The organism is Halobacillus sp. SY10, from assembly GCF_045401165.1.
Taxonomy (GTDB): Bacteria; Bacillota; Bacilli; order Bacillales; family Halobacillaceae; genus Halobacillus; species Halobacillus aidingensis.
The window spans coordinates 3,896,639-3,913,208 of sequence record NZ_CP174345.1 but is presented as its reverse complement, the minus strand read 5'-3'; the positions used below and the strand labels follow the sequence as shown (position 1 = coordinate 3,913,208).

General features: G+C 43.0%; 15 protein-coding genes and 1 riboswitch. Of the genes, 11 read left to right on the top strand and 4 right to left on the bottom strand.

The window, feature by feature from the left end:
* The first annotated feature begins 70 nt into the window (after positions 1 to 70).
* Positions 71 to 1,927: a sodium:proton antiporter gene (locus tag ACJA3J_RS19760; protein WP_089653641.1), complete on the top strand. Its 1,857-nt coding sequence runs from the start codon at positions 71 to 73 to the stop codon at positions 1,925 to 1,927.
* Between the two features lie 39 nt (positions 1,928 to 1,966).
* Here the strand turns inward: ACJA3J_RS19760 and ACJA3J_RS19755 are convergent, their stop codons facing one another.
* The gene (locus ACJA3J_RS19755) at positions 1,967 to 2,149 is read right to left on the bottom strand and encodes an SE1832 family protein (RefSeq protein WP_406945074.1); all 183 of its coding nucleotides are present in this window, start codon (positions 2,147 to 2,149) and stop codon (positions 1,967 to 1,969) included.
* 127 nt (positions 2,150 to 2,276) lie between these two features.
* Between ACJA3J_RS19755 and ACJA3J_RS19750 the strand changes: the two genes are divergently transcribed.
* From ACJA3J_RS19750 to ACJA3J_RS19730, 5 genes are all read left to right on the top strand, one after another.
* The gene (locus tag ACJA3J_RS19750) at positions 2,277 to 3,122 is read left to right on the top strand and encodes a GNAT family N-acetyltransferase (protein ID WP_406945073.1); all 846 of its coding nucleotides are present in this window, start codon (positions 2,277 to 2,279) and stop codon (positions 3,120 to 3,122) included.
* 219 nt (positions 3,123 to 3,341) lie between these two features.
* Positions 3,342 to 3,899: a TRAP transporter small permease gene (locus ACJA3J_RS19745; protein ID WP_115894800.1), complete on the top strand. Its 558-nt coding sequence runs from the start codon at positions 3,342 to 3,344 to the stop codon at positions 3,897 to 3,899.
* Positions 3,900 to 3,930: 31 nt separating this feature from the next.
* Positions 3,931 to 5,196: a TRAP transporter large permease gene (locus ACJA3J_RS19740; RefSeq protein ID WP_406945072.1), complete on the top strand. Its 1,266-nt coding sequence runs from the start codon at positions 3,931 to 3,933 to the stop codon at positions 5,194 to 5,196.
* A gap of 77 nt (positions 5,197 to 5,273) precedes the next feature.
* The gene (locus ACJA3J_RS19735) at positions 5,274 to 6,311 is read left to right on the top strand and encodes a DctP family TRAP transporter solute-binding subunit (protein ID WP_406946336.1); all 1,038 of its coding nucleotides are present in this window, start codon (positions 5,274 to 5,276) and stop codon (positions 6,309 to 6,311) included.
* Between the two features lie 595 nt (positions 6,312 to 6,906).
* The gene (locus tag ACJA3J_RS19730; RefSeq protein WP_406945071.1) at positions 6,907 to 8,088 is read left to right on the top strand and encodes an IS256 family transposase; all 1,182 of its coding nucleotides are present in this window, start codon (positions 6,907 to 6,909) and stop codon (positions 8,086 to 8,088) included.
* Between the two features lie 213 nt (positions 8,089 to 8,301).
* Here ACJA3J_RS19730 and ACJA3J_RS19725 read toward each other — a convergent pair whose 3' ends face one another.
* Complete coding sequence (locus tag ACJA3J_RS19725; RefSeq protein WP_089653626.1) at positions 8,302 to 9,486, bottom strand: MFS transporter; 1,185 nt, start codon at positions 9,484 to 9,486, stop codon at positions 8,302 to 8,304.
* 86 nt (positions 9,487 to 9,572) lie between these two features.
* A complete protein-coding gene (locus ACJA3J_RS19720) occupies positions 9,573 to 10,649 on the bottom strand; it encodes an AI-2E family transporter (RefSeq protein WP_406945070.1) in 1,077 nt (358 codons plus the stop codon).
* Between the two features lie 137 nt (positions 10,650 to 10,786).
* Between ACJA3J_RS19720 and pepT the strand changes: the two genes are divergently transcribed.
* From pepT to ACJA3J_RS19695, 5 genes are all read left to right on the top strand, one after another.
* A complete protein-coding gene (gene pepT, locus ACJA3J_RS19715; protein ID WP_406945069.1) occupies positions 10,787 to 12,019 on the top strand; it encodes a peptidase T in 1,233 nt (410 codons plus the stop codon).
* 316 nt (positions 12,020 to 12,335) lie between these two features.
* A complete protein-coding gene (locus ACJA3J_RS19710; RefSeq protein ID WP_406945068.1) occupies positions 12,336 to 13,112 on the top strand; it encodes a TerC family protein in 777 nt (258 codons plus the stop codon).
* A gap of 109 nt (positions 13,113 to 13,221) precedes the next feature.
* Complete coding sequence (locus tag ACJA3J_RS19705; protein ID WP_089653614.1) at positions 13,222 to 13,416, top strand: SE1561 family protein; 195 nt, start codon at positions 13,222 to 13,224, stop codon at positions 13,414 to 13,416.
* Complete coding sequence (locus tag ACJA3J_RS19700) at positions 13,413 to 13,868, top strand: GNAT family N-acetyltransferase (protein ID WP_115894866.1); 456 nt, start codon at positions 13,413 to 13,415, stop codon at positions 13,866 to 13,868. Before ACJA3J_RS19705 ends, ACJA3J_RS19700 begins: the two co-directional genes overlap by 4 nt.
* Before the next feature lie 17 nt (positions 13,869 to 13,885).
* Positions 13,886 to 14,335: an OsmC family protein gene (locus tag ACJA3J_RS19695; RefSeq protein ID WP_089653608.1), complete on the top strand. Its 450-nt coding sequence runs from the start codon at positions 13,886 to 13,888 to the stop codon at positions 14,333 to 14,335.
* Positions 14,336 to 14,403: 68 nt separating this feature from the next.
* Here the strand turns inward: ACJA3J_RS19695 and ACJA3J_RS19690 are convergent, their stop codons facing one another.
* On the bottom strand, positions 14,404 to 16,065 hold the full coding sequence (locus tag ACJA3J_RS19690; protein WP_406945067.1) for a glycoside hydrolase family 13 protein: 1,662 nt from the start codon (positions 16,063 to 16,065) through the stop codon (positions 14,404 to 14,406).
* 295 nt (positions 16,066 to 16,360) lie between these two features.
* Positions 16,361 to 16,511, top strand: a riboswitch (FMN riboswitch).
* Positions 16,512 to 16,570: the final 59 nt, after the last annotated feature.

The window sequence follows — 16,570 nt, the reverse complement described above, 5'->3', positions numbered from 1 at the left end:
GGAGAGGCATATAGAATATGTCTATATTACTCGAGGGTCGTACATACACCTTACAGAAGGAGACTGTTCAATGATAGATTCGTTACTCTTACAACTGATGTTAGTGGGGTTTCTCGGCGTAGGATCGCAATGGGTGGCCTGGCGCTTTCGGTTGCCTGCCATTGTAGTCATGTCCATCGCCGGTCTCTTAGCCGGACCTGTACTAGGCCTCATGAACCCTGAGCAGGACTTCGGAGAACTTTATAAACCGATCATATCTTTGGCCGTCGCCGTCATTCTTTTCGAAGGAAGCTTGAACCTGGATATGAAGGAAGTGAAAGGTTTAGGCCGCCCCGTGTTCAGGATCGTGACTTTCGGTGCGTTTCTAAGCTGGATATTAGGTTCATTAGCGGCTCATTATGTGGCGGGTTTATCCTGGGCTGTCGCTTTTACAATCGGGGGCTTATTCATTGTTACTGGACCGACTGTTATCCTGCCTTTATTACGTCAGGCAAAGTTAAAACCACGTCCAGCTAAAATCTTGAAATGGGAAGGAATCATTGTCGATCCGATCGGCGCATTACTTGCGGTATTTGCGTTCGAAATCATCCTATTCCTGACCAACAATGATCCTTCTGCGTTATTGATGTTCTTTGCCGCTTCCGCCTTTGCTGTCTTTCTTGGCTGGGTTTGCGGAAAAGGAGTCGGCTGGATGTTTGAAACAGGGTATATCCCTGAGTTCCTTAAATCCCCAGCCGTCTTTGCCGTTGTTATTGCTTGTTTTACGATTGCTGATGAAATCATGCATGAAACGGGTCTATTATCTGTAACAGCGATGGGGATGACTCTTGCAAATATGCATATCTCGTCCATTGCAGATATGAGACACTTTAAAGAAAATATATCCTTATTGTTGATCTCTACCATCTTTGTCATGCTGACCGCTTCCCTGACGGTTGATACGTTGGTAGAAATCTTCAACATACAGATTATTGGGTTTGTAGCTTTAATGTTGTTTATCGTCCGACCGTTGTCGATTTTTCTATCCACTGTAGGGACGGATTTATCTAAATCAGAGAAGCTTCTGGTCGGTTGGATTGCACCGAGAGGGATTGTCGCCCTGACGGTTGCCAGTTATTTTGCGAGTGTCCTTTTGGAGGAAGGATTTGAGGATGCATCGATTCTCATATCATTGACCTTTGCCCTTGTATTTACAACTGTTGTGGCCCATGGCTTTTCTATTGGCTGGCTTGCGAAAAAATTGGGATTATCGATGGAGGGACCTCCAGGAGTACTCATCGCTGGAGGAAGTGCCTTCACAACGGGTCTTGCCAAGACATTGGAGGACCTTAAGATCCCCGTTCTTCTTACGGATTCTTCATGGGAGAGACTGTCCCGAGCACGTTCCCGAGGCATTGAATCCTATCATGGAGAAATCTTATCGGAGCAAACCGAATACTATTTAGATATGACACCGTATGAGTATCTAGTTGCCGCTACAGAATTAGATTCATACAATGCCCTCGTGTGTACGACCTTCGTACCGGAATTCGGTCGTAACAACTCATTCCAACTTAGTTTAAGCAATAAAGAGGGAGACGATTTGGAAGATCTTGTGCATACGATCGGAGGGAGAATCCTATTTGAAGAAGGGGCTTCCTGGGAAGAATTGAATGCTAGAGTGGAAAATGGCTACGTATTCCGCAAAACGACGATCACAGAACAGTATACCTTCAAAGACTACATGAAGAACATGGATCAACACGCCTTGCTCTTATTTGCGAAAAGGGCCTCAGGAAAAGTGGAGTTTTTCACTCCCGATATGGAGTATAAGGCAGAAAACGGTGATGTCATCGTTTCTTTAATGCCTCCAAGCAAAGAGTTTGAAAAGATCCAGGAGAAACTTGAGGGGCAGCGAAAAGAAAAAGAAAATCAAAAGAAATCTTAACATGAAAAGACGGAGGAAATCAGGTTCCTCCGTCTTTTTTTACTGCTCTGCCTGAGCTAGCTGCTTATTTAGTTCTTTTAATTCTTCTTCCATCCGAGCCAGCTGCATTTCGGCATTTTGAATGTTACCGCCGGCAGCTTCAAGTTTATCTAAATCTCCTTGAATACGGATATAGTCAGATTTTAAGAAAGCAATTTGATCTTGGATTTCTTTTTTTGTCATGGTTTATTCTTCCTTTCTTTATGTTGTTCTACTTGTCTTTGAGACGTATAATGGAAATAAAAATTCATCTTATTCAGAATTTTAACAAAAAACTGGTTTGAAGCAAAAAGAAAAGGGGTACTCATTGATGACTATAATTTATGAACACGACCCAATCAAGTTCCATGAACGAGTGGAAGCATTGCTACTGGATAAGGAAGCGGAAAACAACCTGCCTCTGGGGATTTTAGAACGTCTGAAAAAATCCCATGGGAAAGAAGCTTGTCATTTAATCAGCTTCCAGGACAATGGAAAACCTGTGTTCATGTCAATGAGAACGCCTCCGCATTTATGGATCATTCCTTCGCTCAATCATTGGGAGCCTGCTCATATTCGTGCATTTGTCCAGTACTTGGTTAAGGAAGAGCAGGATGTCCCCGGTGTACTTGGAGAACGGAACGCAGTGGAATTTTTCTTGAAAGAATGGATGCGGCATACCGGGCAGGAAGCAGAGCTGCAGATGGAGCAAGGAATATTCAGGTTGAATCAATTGAAAACGATTCAAAAACAAAAGGGTCAGTTAATTGAAGCAGACGCTTCCTATCAGTCCCTTGTCGAAAATTGGTTGGAACAGTATGGAAAGGAAACAGGAGAGAACCATGTAGCGGGACGAGCGAAGGAATTGGCTGAAAGTCTAATTGAGGATCAACGCCTTCATTTATGGATCGTCGATGGAACAGCCGTTTCCATGGCAAGTCGGGCTCGAACAACGAAGAATGGAGCCACAATCAATGCTGTGTTTACACCTGATCAGTATAAAAGGAAGGGGTATGCTTCTCAAGCCGTATGGCATCTGACAGATAAGCTGTTGCATAGTGGCTACTCTTTTTGTTCTCTCTATACGGACCTTGCCAATTCTACATCGAATTCCATTTATAAAAAGATTGGATATGAAAAAATAGGGGATTCAATTGTCTATCATTTTACAGAATAAGGAAAAGGTAATAGTGAAATTGGAGCATTCAGCATCTATGTTGAGCTATGTGGAACATATAAGCATCCAACAATTACAAGTTCCTTACAATGTGAAATATACATAAAATAAACGAAAAATTCTGTTTAAACTGATTTGAGTGAAAGGGAACAATTTCGGTATTATGTTTAGTAATTGACCTAAAAACTACCACACCAATCATTTAGGAGGATTACATAGTTGAATGTATTAAAGGTAGTAGACAAAATCATTCTGAAGATCGAAGAATTCATATTAAGTTATGCGGTCATTATCATTGCATTGATGGTAGTCGGGAAAGCGATTATAAGGGAGACCTTCGGTTATTCGCTGCCATTTGCTGATGAAGTTAGTCAAATTGCTGTCGTCATTGCTACATTCATGGGAATTAGCTATGCAGCCAGAAAAGGACGCCACATCAGTATGTCGGCATTTTATGACTTGGCTCCTTTTAAGGCAAGAAAAGTATTAGCTATTTTTATTCCATTTGTAACGGCTATCGTCTTGTTCGTTCTTAGTTACTATTCTTGGTTATACGTAATGGATGTACGAGAATCGGGCAGGGTGACTTCTGCACTTCAAATGCCTGCTTTTTATTTGTACATCTTCATTCCCATAGGCTTTTTGCTGGGAGGAATTCAGTTCTTAAGAAACATGTGGGTCAATATTCGTAACCGGGAGGATGTGTATTTGGGAACGGATGCGAAAGATTACAATGATCAGGACACAACAGAAGAATTAGAAGGAACACACTTGTAACAAAAAATCCAAGTCCAGAAAGGGTAACGATATGATAGCGACTATGCTTATAATCATGGTGGTTCTTCTCTTTTTGAACTTCCCAATGATGATTCCGCTAATGGTTGCCCCATTAGTCATCATGTTCATTTATTTTCCTACATTGGATCCCATGATACTCATGCAGCAATTTTCTACTGGAATTGAAGCGTATGTACTGTTAGCTGTACCACTTTTCATATTTGCAGCTGATATTATGACCACTGGAAAAACATCGAATCGATTATTAGATTTTATAGGTTCATTTATCGGACATATCCGAGGGGGGTATGCGGTAACGACAGCTGCTGCCTGTACATTATTCGGAGCTATATCGGGTTCTACGCAGGCGACTGTTGTAGCCATCGGTAAGCCCATGCGGCAAAGGTTGTTGAAGGTTGGGTACAAAGATTCCTCTGCCATGGCCTTGATCATTAACTCTAGTGATGTGGCTTTACTTGTACCACCTAGTATCGGAATGATCATTTATGGTCTTGTTTCCGGTACATCCGTGGGTGATTTATTCATAGCAGGTATTATCCCAGGGGTACTTGTCTTCCTTTGTTTTGCTATTTACAGTGTTATTTATGCAAAGGCAGCCAATATTCCACTTGCAAATAAGGCGAGCTGGAGTGAGCGTTTACAGATGACAAAGAAAGCGCTTCTGCCTTTAGGATTCCCTGTATTAATTATCGGAGGAATCTATACGGGTCTTTTCAGTCCAACTGAGGCAGCTGGTGTATCAGTGCTTTATGCCTTTATTCTGGAAGTGCTGATCTATCGTTCCGTACATATCAAGGACATACCTAAAGTCGCTAAATCAACAGGACTTGTTACATCAGCGGTCTTTGTCTTGGTGGCAGGAGGGCAGGCCTTTACATGGGTGATTTCCTTTGCCAGGATTCCGCAAATGATTACGGAATCCGTGCTTGGTTCTGATCCAAGCGCCATCTATGTCCTGTTGATGGTGACGATTTTCTTCTTTATCGGCTGTATGTTCGTCGATCCAATTGTCGTCATTCTTATTCTGACTCCTATTTTCTATCCTGCCGCAATGAGCGCAGGAGTGGATCCTATACATTTAGGAGTTGTCATTACATTCCAAGCAGCATTAGGGTCAGCCACTCCACCATTTGGAGTTGATATATTTACAGCAAGTGCGGTATTTAATAAACCGTATTTACAGGTAATTAAAGGGACACCGCCGTATATCCTGATGATGTTTGTGATATCTGCTTTGTTAATATTCTTTGAAGAACTTTCACTTATTCTTTTGTAAGGGATAGAGTGAGAGCAAATATACAAAAATTAGGGGAGGTCATTTTTATCTTTAAGAAAAAGAATCTTTTAGCATTAATGACGTTAGTGGTTTTGGGCATGGTGTTAGCTGCTTGTGGCGGAAATGGTGAAGGTGATGGAAGCGCAAGTGGAGATGGAGGAGAAACATATAATTGGAAATTTGTAACAGAAGAAATTGACGGGCAGGTTCAATACGAATATGCTGAAGAATTTGCCAAACGTATGAATGAAAAAACAGACGGCGCCGTAAATATTGATGTATATGAATTTGGTGGCCTTGGAAGCGAAACTGACCAGGTGGAGCAGCTGCAAAGTGGTACAGTTGAAATGGCTGTCATGTCACCGGGCTTTACTGGGAACATGGTTAAAGAAGGACAGTTGTTTGCCCTTCACTTCCTTTTCCCGGATAGCGTAGAAACTACACAACAGATTTTGAATGATAGTGAAGCTTTGAATACCGATTTACGTGAGTTGTATGAAGAACACAGTATCTCACCTTTATCTTATTGGACAGAGGGTGCTATGCAGTGGACATCCAGTCGGGCAATCTCTGAGCCTGCAGACTTTGAAGGGTTGAAAATGCGTACACAAACTTCTCCATTGATTCTTGAATCTTATAAGGCTTATGGAGCAGATCCACAGTCTATGAGCTGGGGAGAGCTTTACACAGGACTTGATCAAGGAACAGTAGAAGGCCAAGAGAACCCGATTTTCTTTATCGGAGACGCTTCTTTCCATGAAGTACAGGATTATATGACGATTTCAAACCACAACAACTACGTGGCGATGACGACAGTGAACACAGATTGGTATAATGGTCTTGATGAAGACATGCAATCAACAATTGATGAAACTGTAGAGGAAATGCAGGACTGGGTATTCGAAGAACAGAAGAAACAGAACGAAGAATACCTTGAAGTCATTAAAAATGACACAGAAAACCCAACAGAAATTATCGAGTTGAATGAAGAGCAGCGTAATGCATTTAGAGAGAAGGCGGCACCAGTGCGTGACTTCTACCGTGAGGAAGTCTCTACAGTAAACGGAGAAATCCTTGATAAGCTTCTAGAAGAAATCGATTCTTCCGGTCAATAATTGATGACAAAAAGAAGTCCAAAGCTATGAGCTTTGGACTTCTTTTTTTACATACTCTTCAACTATAGCTCCCTTTAGTTGAAGACTCAGTTTCGAGACTTTTGTTAAGTGGATGGGGGCGGAGGGGAATAGCTCGCTTTCCGCGGGAGCGCGGTGAGCCTCCTCGGACTGCGTCCTGTGGGGTCTCACCATGCACTTTTTTCCCGCAGGAGTCTCGCCATTCCCCTCCGCCCCTTTGCCATATAAGGATCTCGAAACCACTTCAACAAATAGCGGAGCTTCCAATAGTAGCGTGTAGATTCTAAAGAGTGTACACTTTCCATGGAAGGCTGCTACAGAGCGCTTTATCAATCCAGAACTGGGATGATGGAAGACACTCATCCTGCGCAAAGTGGGTTCGTTTTTCACACTTATCGAATGGGGTGGCTGGGAAGCTGCGAGATTCCCGCGGGAATGGATTGACTGGCGAGACCCCACAGTGCGAAGCAGATGACGTACAATAGTCTGTGTAAACAAGTTTTAGGCATAAAAAAACAAGGTAGGGTATCCTTAATGTTAATCACCACAAAAAACATTGAAAGGATGTGCCCTACCTATGTCTATAAGTATAGACTACGAAGCATTCATAAAGCAATTAGAACCGATGTTAAAAGAAATGATTAAGGCTCAAGCGGAAGTGTTGATGAGAGAAGAGATGAAAAATTTCTTTGAAGTCGAACACCCTGAGTTGAAGAACAGTAAAAACGGCTCCTATGAACGTATATTGGATACGAGATATGGAAGAATTGATGATCTTTCCGTGCCTCGTGATCGTAATGGGGCGTTCAGAACACAACTCTTCGATCCCTACCAAAGGCGTGAAAAATGGTTAGGGGAAACCATTATTGAGATGTACAGTAAAGGAACAAGTACTCGGGAAATCGGCAGGTTTATCGAAAGAATACTCGGTAACTCCTATTCAGCTGCCACGATTAGTAATATCACAGAAGTTGTCATCGAGGAAATGGAGAAGTGGCATCAGCGCCCTCTTGAAAAGCGGTATTCCGTCCTTTACTTGGATGGGACTTACGTTAAGCTCAGGAGAGGTGACGTAGAAAGTGAAGTTGTGTATGTGGTGGTCGGCATTACAGAGACCGGAATCAAAGAAATCATAAGCTTTCGGGTAGGTGGAAAAGAAAGTTCCAATGGCTGGCGGGAAGTTCTTCTTGATCTCTATAACCGAGGGATCGAAGAAGTCTTATTAGGTGTGTTTGACGGCCTTCCTGGTCTGGAAGAAGCTATGAAGGAAATCTATCCTAAAGCTGATGTTCAACGCTGTGTGGTCCATAAGATCCGTAACACTCTTCACTCTGTCCGCTCAACAGATAAAAAAGAGCTCACCAAAGACTTAAAGGACGTTTATAAATCGGATACGAAAGATGAAGCGCATGAACATTTCCATTCCTTTAAACAAAAATGGGGGAAGAAGTATCCCAAAGTAATTAAAAGTTGGGAAGAAGACCTAGGTGTCTTACTCACTTTTATGGGCTATCCCCGCCTTATTCGAAGAATGATCTATACTACAAACACGATTGAAAGAACCATCAAAGAAGTGAAAAAGCGTACTCATAAAATGAACAGTTTACCAAGTGAAAGAGCCCTAGAGAAAATTGTTTACCTCGTGGCCAGGGACTTCAATGAAAAATGGAGTCAAAGAGGGATAACAGAATTCGTCTCTGTTTCCGGGGAGTTGGATGAAATGTTTGAGGAAAAGTACGGCCCCTCAGCTAACAAGTAAATTTAATGATTAACAAAGGAGCCCCAATTCGATTTACACAGACTTCTTGACACTACCGCGAAGCACGAGGAGGCTTGCCGTCATCCCCGCAGGAAAGCGAGCTGCTTCCCAAACACCCCTAACACTCAACACCGTAAACGAACCCCAAGAACATCTTGAAACCGAGTCTTCAACAATCCTGCCATATTGTTCAATAAACAGCGGTTAAAAATCTTATTCGGGAGCTACCCATGGTTCGGTTTGTTTTCTGTAGTCCAAAATCGTGAGCAGTAGGACGAGAAGGAAAAGGAAGCTGGAAAGTTTGAATAACGTCGCCGTTTCGACGAACTGATAAATAAACCCAAGAATAAATGCACTTGATCCAATTCCGAGGTCAATCGATGAATAATACATCCCGTTAGCAATCCCGCTTCGCTCTGTCGTCGTTTTGGAGATGACCCATGCTTGAAGAGCGGGCATCATGGACCCAAACCCAATTCCGAATATCGCCCCTGCAATGACCAAGTGGACGTTTGAACTTGCTAGAGCAAGCACCCACATCGCACTAAACGAAAGAACAGAGCAAATCATGATCAATTTCCACGGACCGTTTTTATCAAAGTAGCGGCCTGTGATCGGTCTCGTTATGGTCGCAAATACAGCATTAAAGAAGTAGAAAAGAAACGTCCCGGAAAGCCCTTGTTCATTCCCGAAAATGACGATATAGGTAACGACAGAGCCGTAGCCGAAGGTATTCAAAATTGTAACGAGTGCCGGATACCAGCTTCTTTTTTCAATGAGAGAACCAGTAAAAGAAAAGCGTGGAGGAGCTTCTTGGTTCTTATATACCTGCTCAGGTGTTACAAAGCTGGTAATGGAGAAGAGCAGAATGGCGATCATACCTAAAGCAACAGCAATCCCCACAAGTAAATCAAAGGAATAATTCTGGTAAAGGTAGATGCCCAGGCTCGGAGCCATAATCATCCCGACCGTTACGGAAAGGCCGAAATACCCCATGCCTTCTCCTACGCGTCTTCTTGGAACGAGATCGACAGCGGCGGTCCCGTTAACCGTTGTCGACCATCCCCATGCAATTCCGTGGATGAAACGAATGATCAAAAGAATGACAACCACTTGGGTAATCGGGTAAAGGGCGGTCATCACGAGTAGGGAGATGGCTCCGATCAACACCAGGATTTTACGTGGCCGCGTCATTAACAAGTGGCCGATGAAAGGTCTGATGATGATGGCGGCAAAGGCAAACGTCGTCGTAATCAGTCCTACTTGTAAACTCGAGCCTCCAATGGATTCAATATAGGGAGGCAGGTTTGGAAGAAGCATTTGAAAGCTCATGAATGTGAATAGGTTGGCTAAGATCAAAAATATGAACGGCCATGTCCAAAGTTTCGGTTGTGGCATTTCTTTTCCTCGCTTTCATATCGTGTGGCGTGCGTCTTGTTTTCCAAAAAATGAAACCCACTATAAATAGCGGGCTTCAGCTGATATTATTCTGGATTCGTTGTTTCTCTTCTCTCAAGCCATTCTTCGTAAAAATGACTGATGATGGCTTTCAGTACGGCATAGGTCGGTATGGCAAACAATAATCCCAAAAATCCTGCGAGACTTCCAGCTGCTAAAATCAATGTGATGATAGTCAGTGGGTGGATACTGAGTGCTTTCCCCATAACGTTCGGGGAGACAAAGTTTCCTTCCAGCTGTTGCGCGATGATCGTAATAACGGCCACCCAGACAGCGAGGATCGGATCCTGAAACAGACCAACGAGCAAGGCTGGAATGACCGCTAAAAATGGTCCGACAAATGGAATGACATTCATGACCATGGCAAACAAAGCCAGAGTCAGGGCGTACTTCAAGCCAATAATCATGTATCCGATTAAAAGCAGAAGACCAACGACAATACTTACCGTCATTTGTCCCAAGATAAAGGCATTCAACGTATAGTCTACAGAACGTGCCAGCTTTTCGAAGCTTTTCGCAGCACGATTATTTAAAAACTGTTTAATGAATGGTACAAGCTTATCTCCATCCTTCAACATGAAGAAAAGGAAGAAAGGGATAAGCACGAGGGCGAAGACAAAACCGATCAGCTGACTGACGACGTTGATAATGACCGTTGGTGCTCCTTGTAAGTATGTTTCTAAGTTATTGACTACACTATCAATAGTGCTGTTGAATTCACTTGGAATAATATCCTGATTTTGCTGCCAGTACGTAACTGTTTCACTTAGCATTTCAGCCATATCGGGAATGTTGTCCACAAGTTTTGTGAATTGCTCCTGGGCGATCGGAGCTATGAACCGGGTAATCAAAAATCCGATGAATATGTAGAGAAGAAAAATGATCAGAATGCCCAGTATACGAGGGACGCGGTATTTTTCTAATAGCTGCAGCATCGGACGAGAAATATAAAAAAGAATTCCCCCGCCAATGAGAGGAACAGCGATGGCTGCGATATAAGTCAGGATGGGTTCAAAAAAGAACTTGATTTGGTTTAATAATAAAACCAACAGAGAGAGGAGAATGGCGGTAACAATGACTTGGAACCAACGTTTATGAATCAAAAGCGGACACACCTTTTTATAAGAGTTTAATCACTATGTTAAGAATACCAAAGTTTGCCGGTGAAGCAATACATTTACTTTTAATCTTAGTAAGAATAAACTGAAAAAAGAAGCATGAATTTGGAGGAGGAAATTGAATGAAGAATGAATTACTGGAACGTTTTACTTCTTACGTGAAAATCGATACGCAATCGGATGAAAACAGTCCGACAACTCCTTCTACCGAAAAACAATGGGAGCTTGCCAATAAATTGGTGGATGAACTGAAGGAGATTGGAATGGAAGAGGTCATAGTCGACGACAACGCCTATGTGATGGCGACCCTTCCAGCCAATACGGACAAAAATGTTCCTGTGATCGGTTTTCTTGCGCACATCGATACAGCTACAGACTTTACAGGGACAGGTGTGAACCCGCAAGTGGTAGAGAATTATGACGGTGGCGCTATTGAATTGAACAAGGATGTTGTGTTGTCACCGGAAGAGTTTCCTGAACTTCCTACATATAAAGGACAGACCTTGATTACGACAGATGGTACGACACTACTGGGTGCGGATAACAAAGCGGGAATTACGGAAATCATGACCGCACTGAATTATTTGATTCAGAACCCGGATATTAAGCATGGGAAAATTCGGGTTGCTTTCACACCAGATGAGGAGATCGGCAGAGGCCCACATAAATTTGACGTGGAACGTTTTGGTGCGTCTTATGCTTATACGGTCGATGGTGGCCCGCTTGGTGAACTCCAATATGAGAGCTTCAATGCGGCAACAGCTAAGGTGATCTTCCACGGCCATAGCGTTCACCCGGGTACAGCTAAGAATAAAATGGTGAATGCGGCCAAGTTGGCGGTGGCCTTTCAAGAATCACTACCTGAACAAGAAGCTCCTGAGTATACAGAAGAATATGAAGGATTTTTCCATCTTCACTCTATTCAGGGAGACGTAGAGAAAGCCGAATTGACTTATTTGATTCGGGATCATGACAAAGATGCGTTCCAACAGAAAAAAGAGAAGATGAAGCAAATAGCGGAAGCCATCCGTGAACAATATGGCATGAAACGAGTGAATCTCACCATTGAAGATCAGTACTACAACATGGGGGATAAAATCGAACCTGTGAAACAAATTGTAGATATCGCCCATGCGGCCATGCTGAATAAAGAAGTAGAGCCACTTGTGAAACCGATCAGGGGAGGAACAGACGGGTCGCAGCTCTCCTATATGGGTTTACCGACTCCAAACCTATTTACTGGAGGTGAAAATTTTCACGGGAAGTATGAATATATTTCGCTTGAAAGTATGGAAAAAGCGACGCAGGTCATTGTCGAGATTGCCCGATTATTCGAAGAAAAGGCAGAAAAGTAACAGAAGACGCGAATAGCTCAAACGTCCGTTCAATGTTGCATAAGGAAACCTTCCTGTTCTCATACTAAAATTATTCTATAAAGTGGGCAGGAAAGTCGTTGACAAAACATCGTTGCGTGCTATGATGAAGGATAGATGTAGCATTCCTAAAGGGGAGTAGCTGGGACAATAAAGTCGTCATTTCGGGAAACATTCCCCGGCTTTATTGGCAACGGAAGTTGTTAGCGAGACCTTTACCCACTGTGGTAAAGGTCTATTCTTTTGGTCCTTACCATAGTGGTGGGGACCATTTTTTATGGAAAAGGAGAGAATAGAATTGGATGCTCAATTATTGATTGAATACGGTTGGGTTTTGATCGTGCTTGTCGGTTTGGAAGGGATTCTTGCCGCAGACAACGCTCTTGTACTAGCGATTATGGTCAAACACCTGCCGGAAGAAAAAAGGAAAAAGGCGTTATTTTACGGTTTAGCTGGTGCATTTATACTTAGATTCGGATCTCTGTTCATCATTTCCTTCCTTGTAGACGTATGGCAGGTTCAAGCATTGGGGGCTGCCTACTTACTCTTCATTTCAGGAAAACACCTCTTTGATCGGTGGCGGACCAAAGGGGATGATTATGAAGAAGAAATGGAAGAAGATGCAGGAAATCAGCGAGGTAAAGGCTTTTGGGCTACTGTCCTTAAAGTAGAGCTTGCCGACTTGGCTTTCGCCGTGGATTCTATATTGGCTGCTGTCGCTCTTGCTGTCGCGTTGCCTGAAACAGACTTACCGAATGTAGGAAGTCTTGATGGCGGGCAATTTGCCGTCATTCTTGCTGGTGGTATGATTGGAATTATTATCATGCGTTTTGCCGCAGGATATTTTGTGAAACTATTGAAAGCTCGTCCTGGTCTGGAAGTTGCAGCTTTTGTGATCGTAGGATGGGTTGGTGTGAAATTGGTTGTATCTACACTCGCACACCCGAATATACAAATTTTGGATGAGCATTTCGCTCATTCAGCTCTATGGAAAATCATTTTCTATTCTGTCCTTGTCCTCATTGCTGTGCTTGGATGGTTCTTATCCGATAAAAAAGAAGTGGAAGAAGCTTAATAAAAGAGCTGTGGCCTTCGCCACAGCTCTTTTATTATGGGCAAAATCTTTTACTTTCCTTATGAGCAAGTTAAGATAAAAGAAGAGGAAAATAAAGGAGGGCTTACAAATGGGTAAGGCAGCTCAACATCCTTCACAACAGTTTCATTATATAAAAAATAGAATCCAAATGCTTAATCAAGTCGTGTCCAGCATGGATGCAGAAGATGTGGATATTGAAGATTTCAATCGTGTTTTGGACATGATTGAGCAGCTGCAGGTGAAAATGTCCCGCTTCAAAAAAGATTGGGAGCAGGAATCTTGAAAATTCAATGGACACCCACCACCCAACAGGAAGCAGAAGAAATGGCAGGCTGGAAATATCCTGCCCCCTATGATTTTTATGACATGACGGCTGACGAAGACGATTTGGAGCTATTCATAAATCCGGAGAAGCGGAGCCCACATACGTATAGTGCCCATAAGGATGGGGAGTTGATCGGCTTCCTAACGGTGGACTTGAAAAATCATCCCGCCGTTGACCTTGGGTTAGGGATGCACCCGGATGAAGCAGGTAGAGGGCAAGGGGAAAGTTTCGTTCAATCTTGTCTCTGCTTTGCGACCGAGAGGTATCAAGCGCGTGCTTTTACACTTTCTGTTGCTACATTCAATAAACGTGCCATTGCTGTTTACGAGCGTGTAGGCTTCAAAAAGAAGCACACGTTCATGCAAGCAACGAATGGGGGACAATATGAGTTCCTTTCTATGGAAAAATAAAGAAGGAGAGTGACACCATGGCTTTGCATCATTTTCACTTAAAAGCCGACTGGCCAGGCGGAAGGAATGAAGTCGGTCATATCGAATCAGGTAAGCTGAAAACGAAAATATCGATTCCGAAAGAGATGGATGGTCCAGATGTGGGTACGAACCCAGATGAAATGCTCCTTGGAGCGGCGGCCACCTGCTATATCATCAGTCTCGCTGCTATGATTGAAAGGGCAGAACTACCTCTGAAAGAAATGGACATGCAGTCAGAAGGAATAGTGGATGTTACCGATGGAGTCTTCACCTATCAAAAGATCATCCACAGACCGAGAGTGGTCCTGCACGCGGAAGCGGATGAAAAAGATTTATCCAAACTGAACCGCCTCGTTGAAAAAGCTGAAAAAAGCTGCATGATTTCAAAAGCCATTCAAGGTAACGTTGAACTTGAAATGGAAGCAGATACAAGCATTACTACATGACAAAAAGGACGGCACTCACAAGGTAGCCGTCCTTTTTAGTTCTCATCAAGCGGATGAAGACATGTGATTTATTGGTTTAATAAGTAAACACGTGCTTCAAAAGGCTTAAGCGTAAAACTCTTTACATCCACATGTTTATCAACAATTAGGTTTGACAGGATTAAATCCTCCGAGTTCAGTGTATAAGAGGATGTGAATGCTGCTGCATTTTTCGTCAAGTTTGTAATCACTAAAGCGGTTTTGTCACCAAGCGTTCTCGTATAAGCATAAATCTGTTTATCCTCTGGAAGAATCAGCTCATAGGTACCATATGTGAACAGATCATGCTGCTTCTTCAGACGAATCATCTCTTTATAATGATTCAGAATCGAATGGGGATCGTCCTGTTGGTCTGCGACGTTGATTGCTTTGTAGTTCGGATTGATTTTCATCCATGGCGTGCCGCTCGTGAATCCAGCGTTTTCTTCACGGCTCCATTGCATAGGCGTACGACTGTTATCCCGGGAGGTATTCCAAAGAATCTGCATGATCTCATCATGGGACATGCCTTGTTCTTTCTTCGCCTTGTACAAATTCTTCGCTGCGACATCATCATAATCTTCAATAGAAGGGAAGGCCATATTTGTCATGCCGATTTCCTGTCCTTGATAGATATAGGGTGTTCCTTGCATGAAGAAATACATCGTTGCAATGGATGTTGCACTCTCGCGCCAGTAGACATCGTCGTCGCCCCACGTAGATACAACACGGGCTTTATCGTGGTTTTCTACGAACAAAGCGTTCCATCCGTCCCCTTCCAAAGCTTTCTGCCAGCGTGTGAGGACTTTTTTCAATCCTGGGATATCCAGCTGCTGTTCTGCATCTTGATCCCAAAGATCCAAGTGTTCGAATTGGAAAATCATATCCATTTTCCCGTTATCTCCGACCCAAAGATCAGCCTCATCGGCACTGACACCATTTGCTTCGCCGACCGTCATGACGTCATAATTGCTGTACGTTTCGTCTTTGAACTCTTGTAAAAATTCATGGATGCCTTCCTGGTTCATGTGCATATCGAAAGAGGAGACGTACTTTTCTTTCTTCGGATTTGGCATATCCGGAAAGTCCGGCCGTTTCTTAATGTGACTGATGGCATCGATGCGAAAGCCATCAATTCCTTTTTCCAACCACCAGTTGACGGTATCATATAACGCTTCACGAACATCAGGATTTTCCCAGTTCAAATCCGGCTGCTTTGTGGAGAACACGTGCAAATAATATTGATCTGTTTTTTCATCGTACTGCCAGGCTGAACCATCAAAGATACTTTCCCAGTTGTTTGGCTCTCCACCGTTTTTCCCGTCACGCCAAATGTACCAGTCACGCTTCGGATCGTCTTTAGAGCTTCTTGATTCAATAAACCATGGGTGTTCATCACTCGTGTGGTTGAGAACAAGGTCTATGATCAGCTTCATGTCACGTTTGTGTACTTCCTGGAGCAAACGGTCGAAATCTTCCATCGTCCCGAATTCCTCTAATATGTCCTGGTAATCGGAGATATCATAGCCATTATCGTCTTTAGGAGACTTGTACATCGGGCAGATCCAAATAAAATCAATGCCCATTTCTTTTAGATAATCAAGTCTGTCGATCATTCCTTGCAAATCACCGATTCCGTCACCGTTCGAATCTTGAAAACTACGAGGATAGACTTGATATCCAACCGCTTCCTTCCACCATACACGTTCCATAGTATTCGCCTCATTTCGTAACGTTTATAGATGCCTATTACAGGCAGATGCAACCGATTGCGCATTTGTATAAAAATAAAAACTTGATTCCATTACAAGCTATCTCAAAAATATTGCTGTATATGAGTTTGTGCACAGTTTTGTGCAAACGTTTTCCCAATGTAATCTATCTTATCCGATTTTATTATTTTTTACAATAGGGATCGGGTTGAAAAATGAAAAGGATACGAGTTCTTAGAATTGCACTTTCCCGTCATTTCCTATATATTTAGGATGTAAGAGATAATCGTATATTGAAAACCTTCGGGGTCGGGTGAAAGTCCCAGCCGGCGGTAATGAGCATGTTGCTCCTAGCCCGCGACGGAGAATCAGTGTTAGGCACGGTTCTCCCTGATTTGGTGAAACTCCAAAGCCGACAGTTAAAGTCTGGATGGGAGAAGGTTGTAGAAACGTAAAGGTACAAAAATTAGAGCATTACGTGTACCCTTTTTTAAGTGTATGCGAT

Bases quoted from the DNA above. Each gene is read 5' to 3' on its own strand.
- ACJA3J_RS19760 (WP_089653641.1), top strand. From the start codon at position 71: ATGATAGATTCGTTACTCTTACAACTGATGTTAGTGGGGTTTCTCGGC.
- ACJA3J_RS19755 (WP_406945074.1), bottom strand. From the start codon at position 2,149: ATGACAAAAAAAGAAATCCAAGATCAAATTGCTTTCTTAAAATCTGAC.
- ACJA3J_RS19750 (WP_406945073.1), top strand. From the start codon at position 2,277: ATGACTATAATTTATGAACACGACCCAATCAAGTTCCATGAACGAGTG.
- ACJA3J_RS19740 (WP_406945072.1), top strand. From the start codon at position 3,931: ATGATAGCGACTATGCTTATAATCATGGTGGTTCTTCTCTTTTTGAAC.
- ACJA3J_RS19735 (WP_406946336.1), top strand. From the start codon at position 5,274: ATGACGTTAGTGGTTTTGGGCATGGTGTTAGCTGCTTGTGGCGGAAAT.
- ACJA3J_RS19730 (WP_406945071.1), top strand. From the start codon at position 6,907: ATGTCTATAAGTATAGACTACGAAGCATTCATAAAGCAATTAGAACCG.
- ACJA3J_RS19725 (WP_089653626.1), bottom strand. From the start codon at position 9,486: ATGCCACAACCGAAACTTTGGACATGGCCGTTCATATTTTTGATCTTA.
- pepT (WP_406945069.1), top strand. From the start codon at position 10,787: ATGAAGAATGAATTACTGGAACGTTTTACTTCTTACGTGAAAATCGAT.
- ACJA3J_RS19705 (WP_089653614.1), top strand. From the start codon at position 13,222: ATGGGTAAGGCAGCTCAACATCCTTCACAACAGTTTCATTATATAAAA.
- ACJA3J_RS19695 (WP_089653608.1), top strand. From the start codon at position 13,886: ATGGCTTTGCATCATTTTCACTTAAAAGCCGACTGGCCAGGCGGAAGG.
- ACJA3J_RS19690 (WP_406945067.1), bottom strand. From the start codon at position 16,065: ATGGAACGTGTATGGTGGAAGGAAGCGGTTGGATATCAAGTCTATCCT.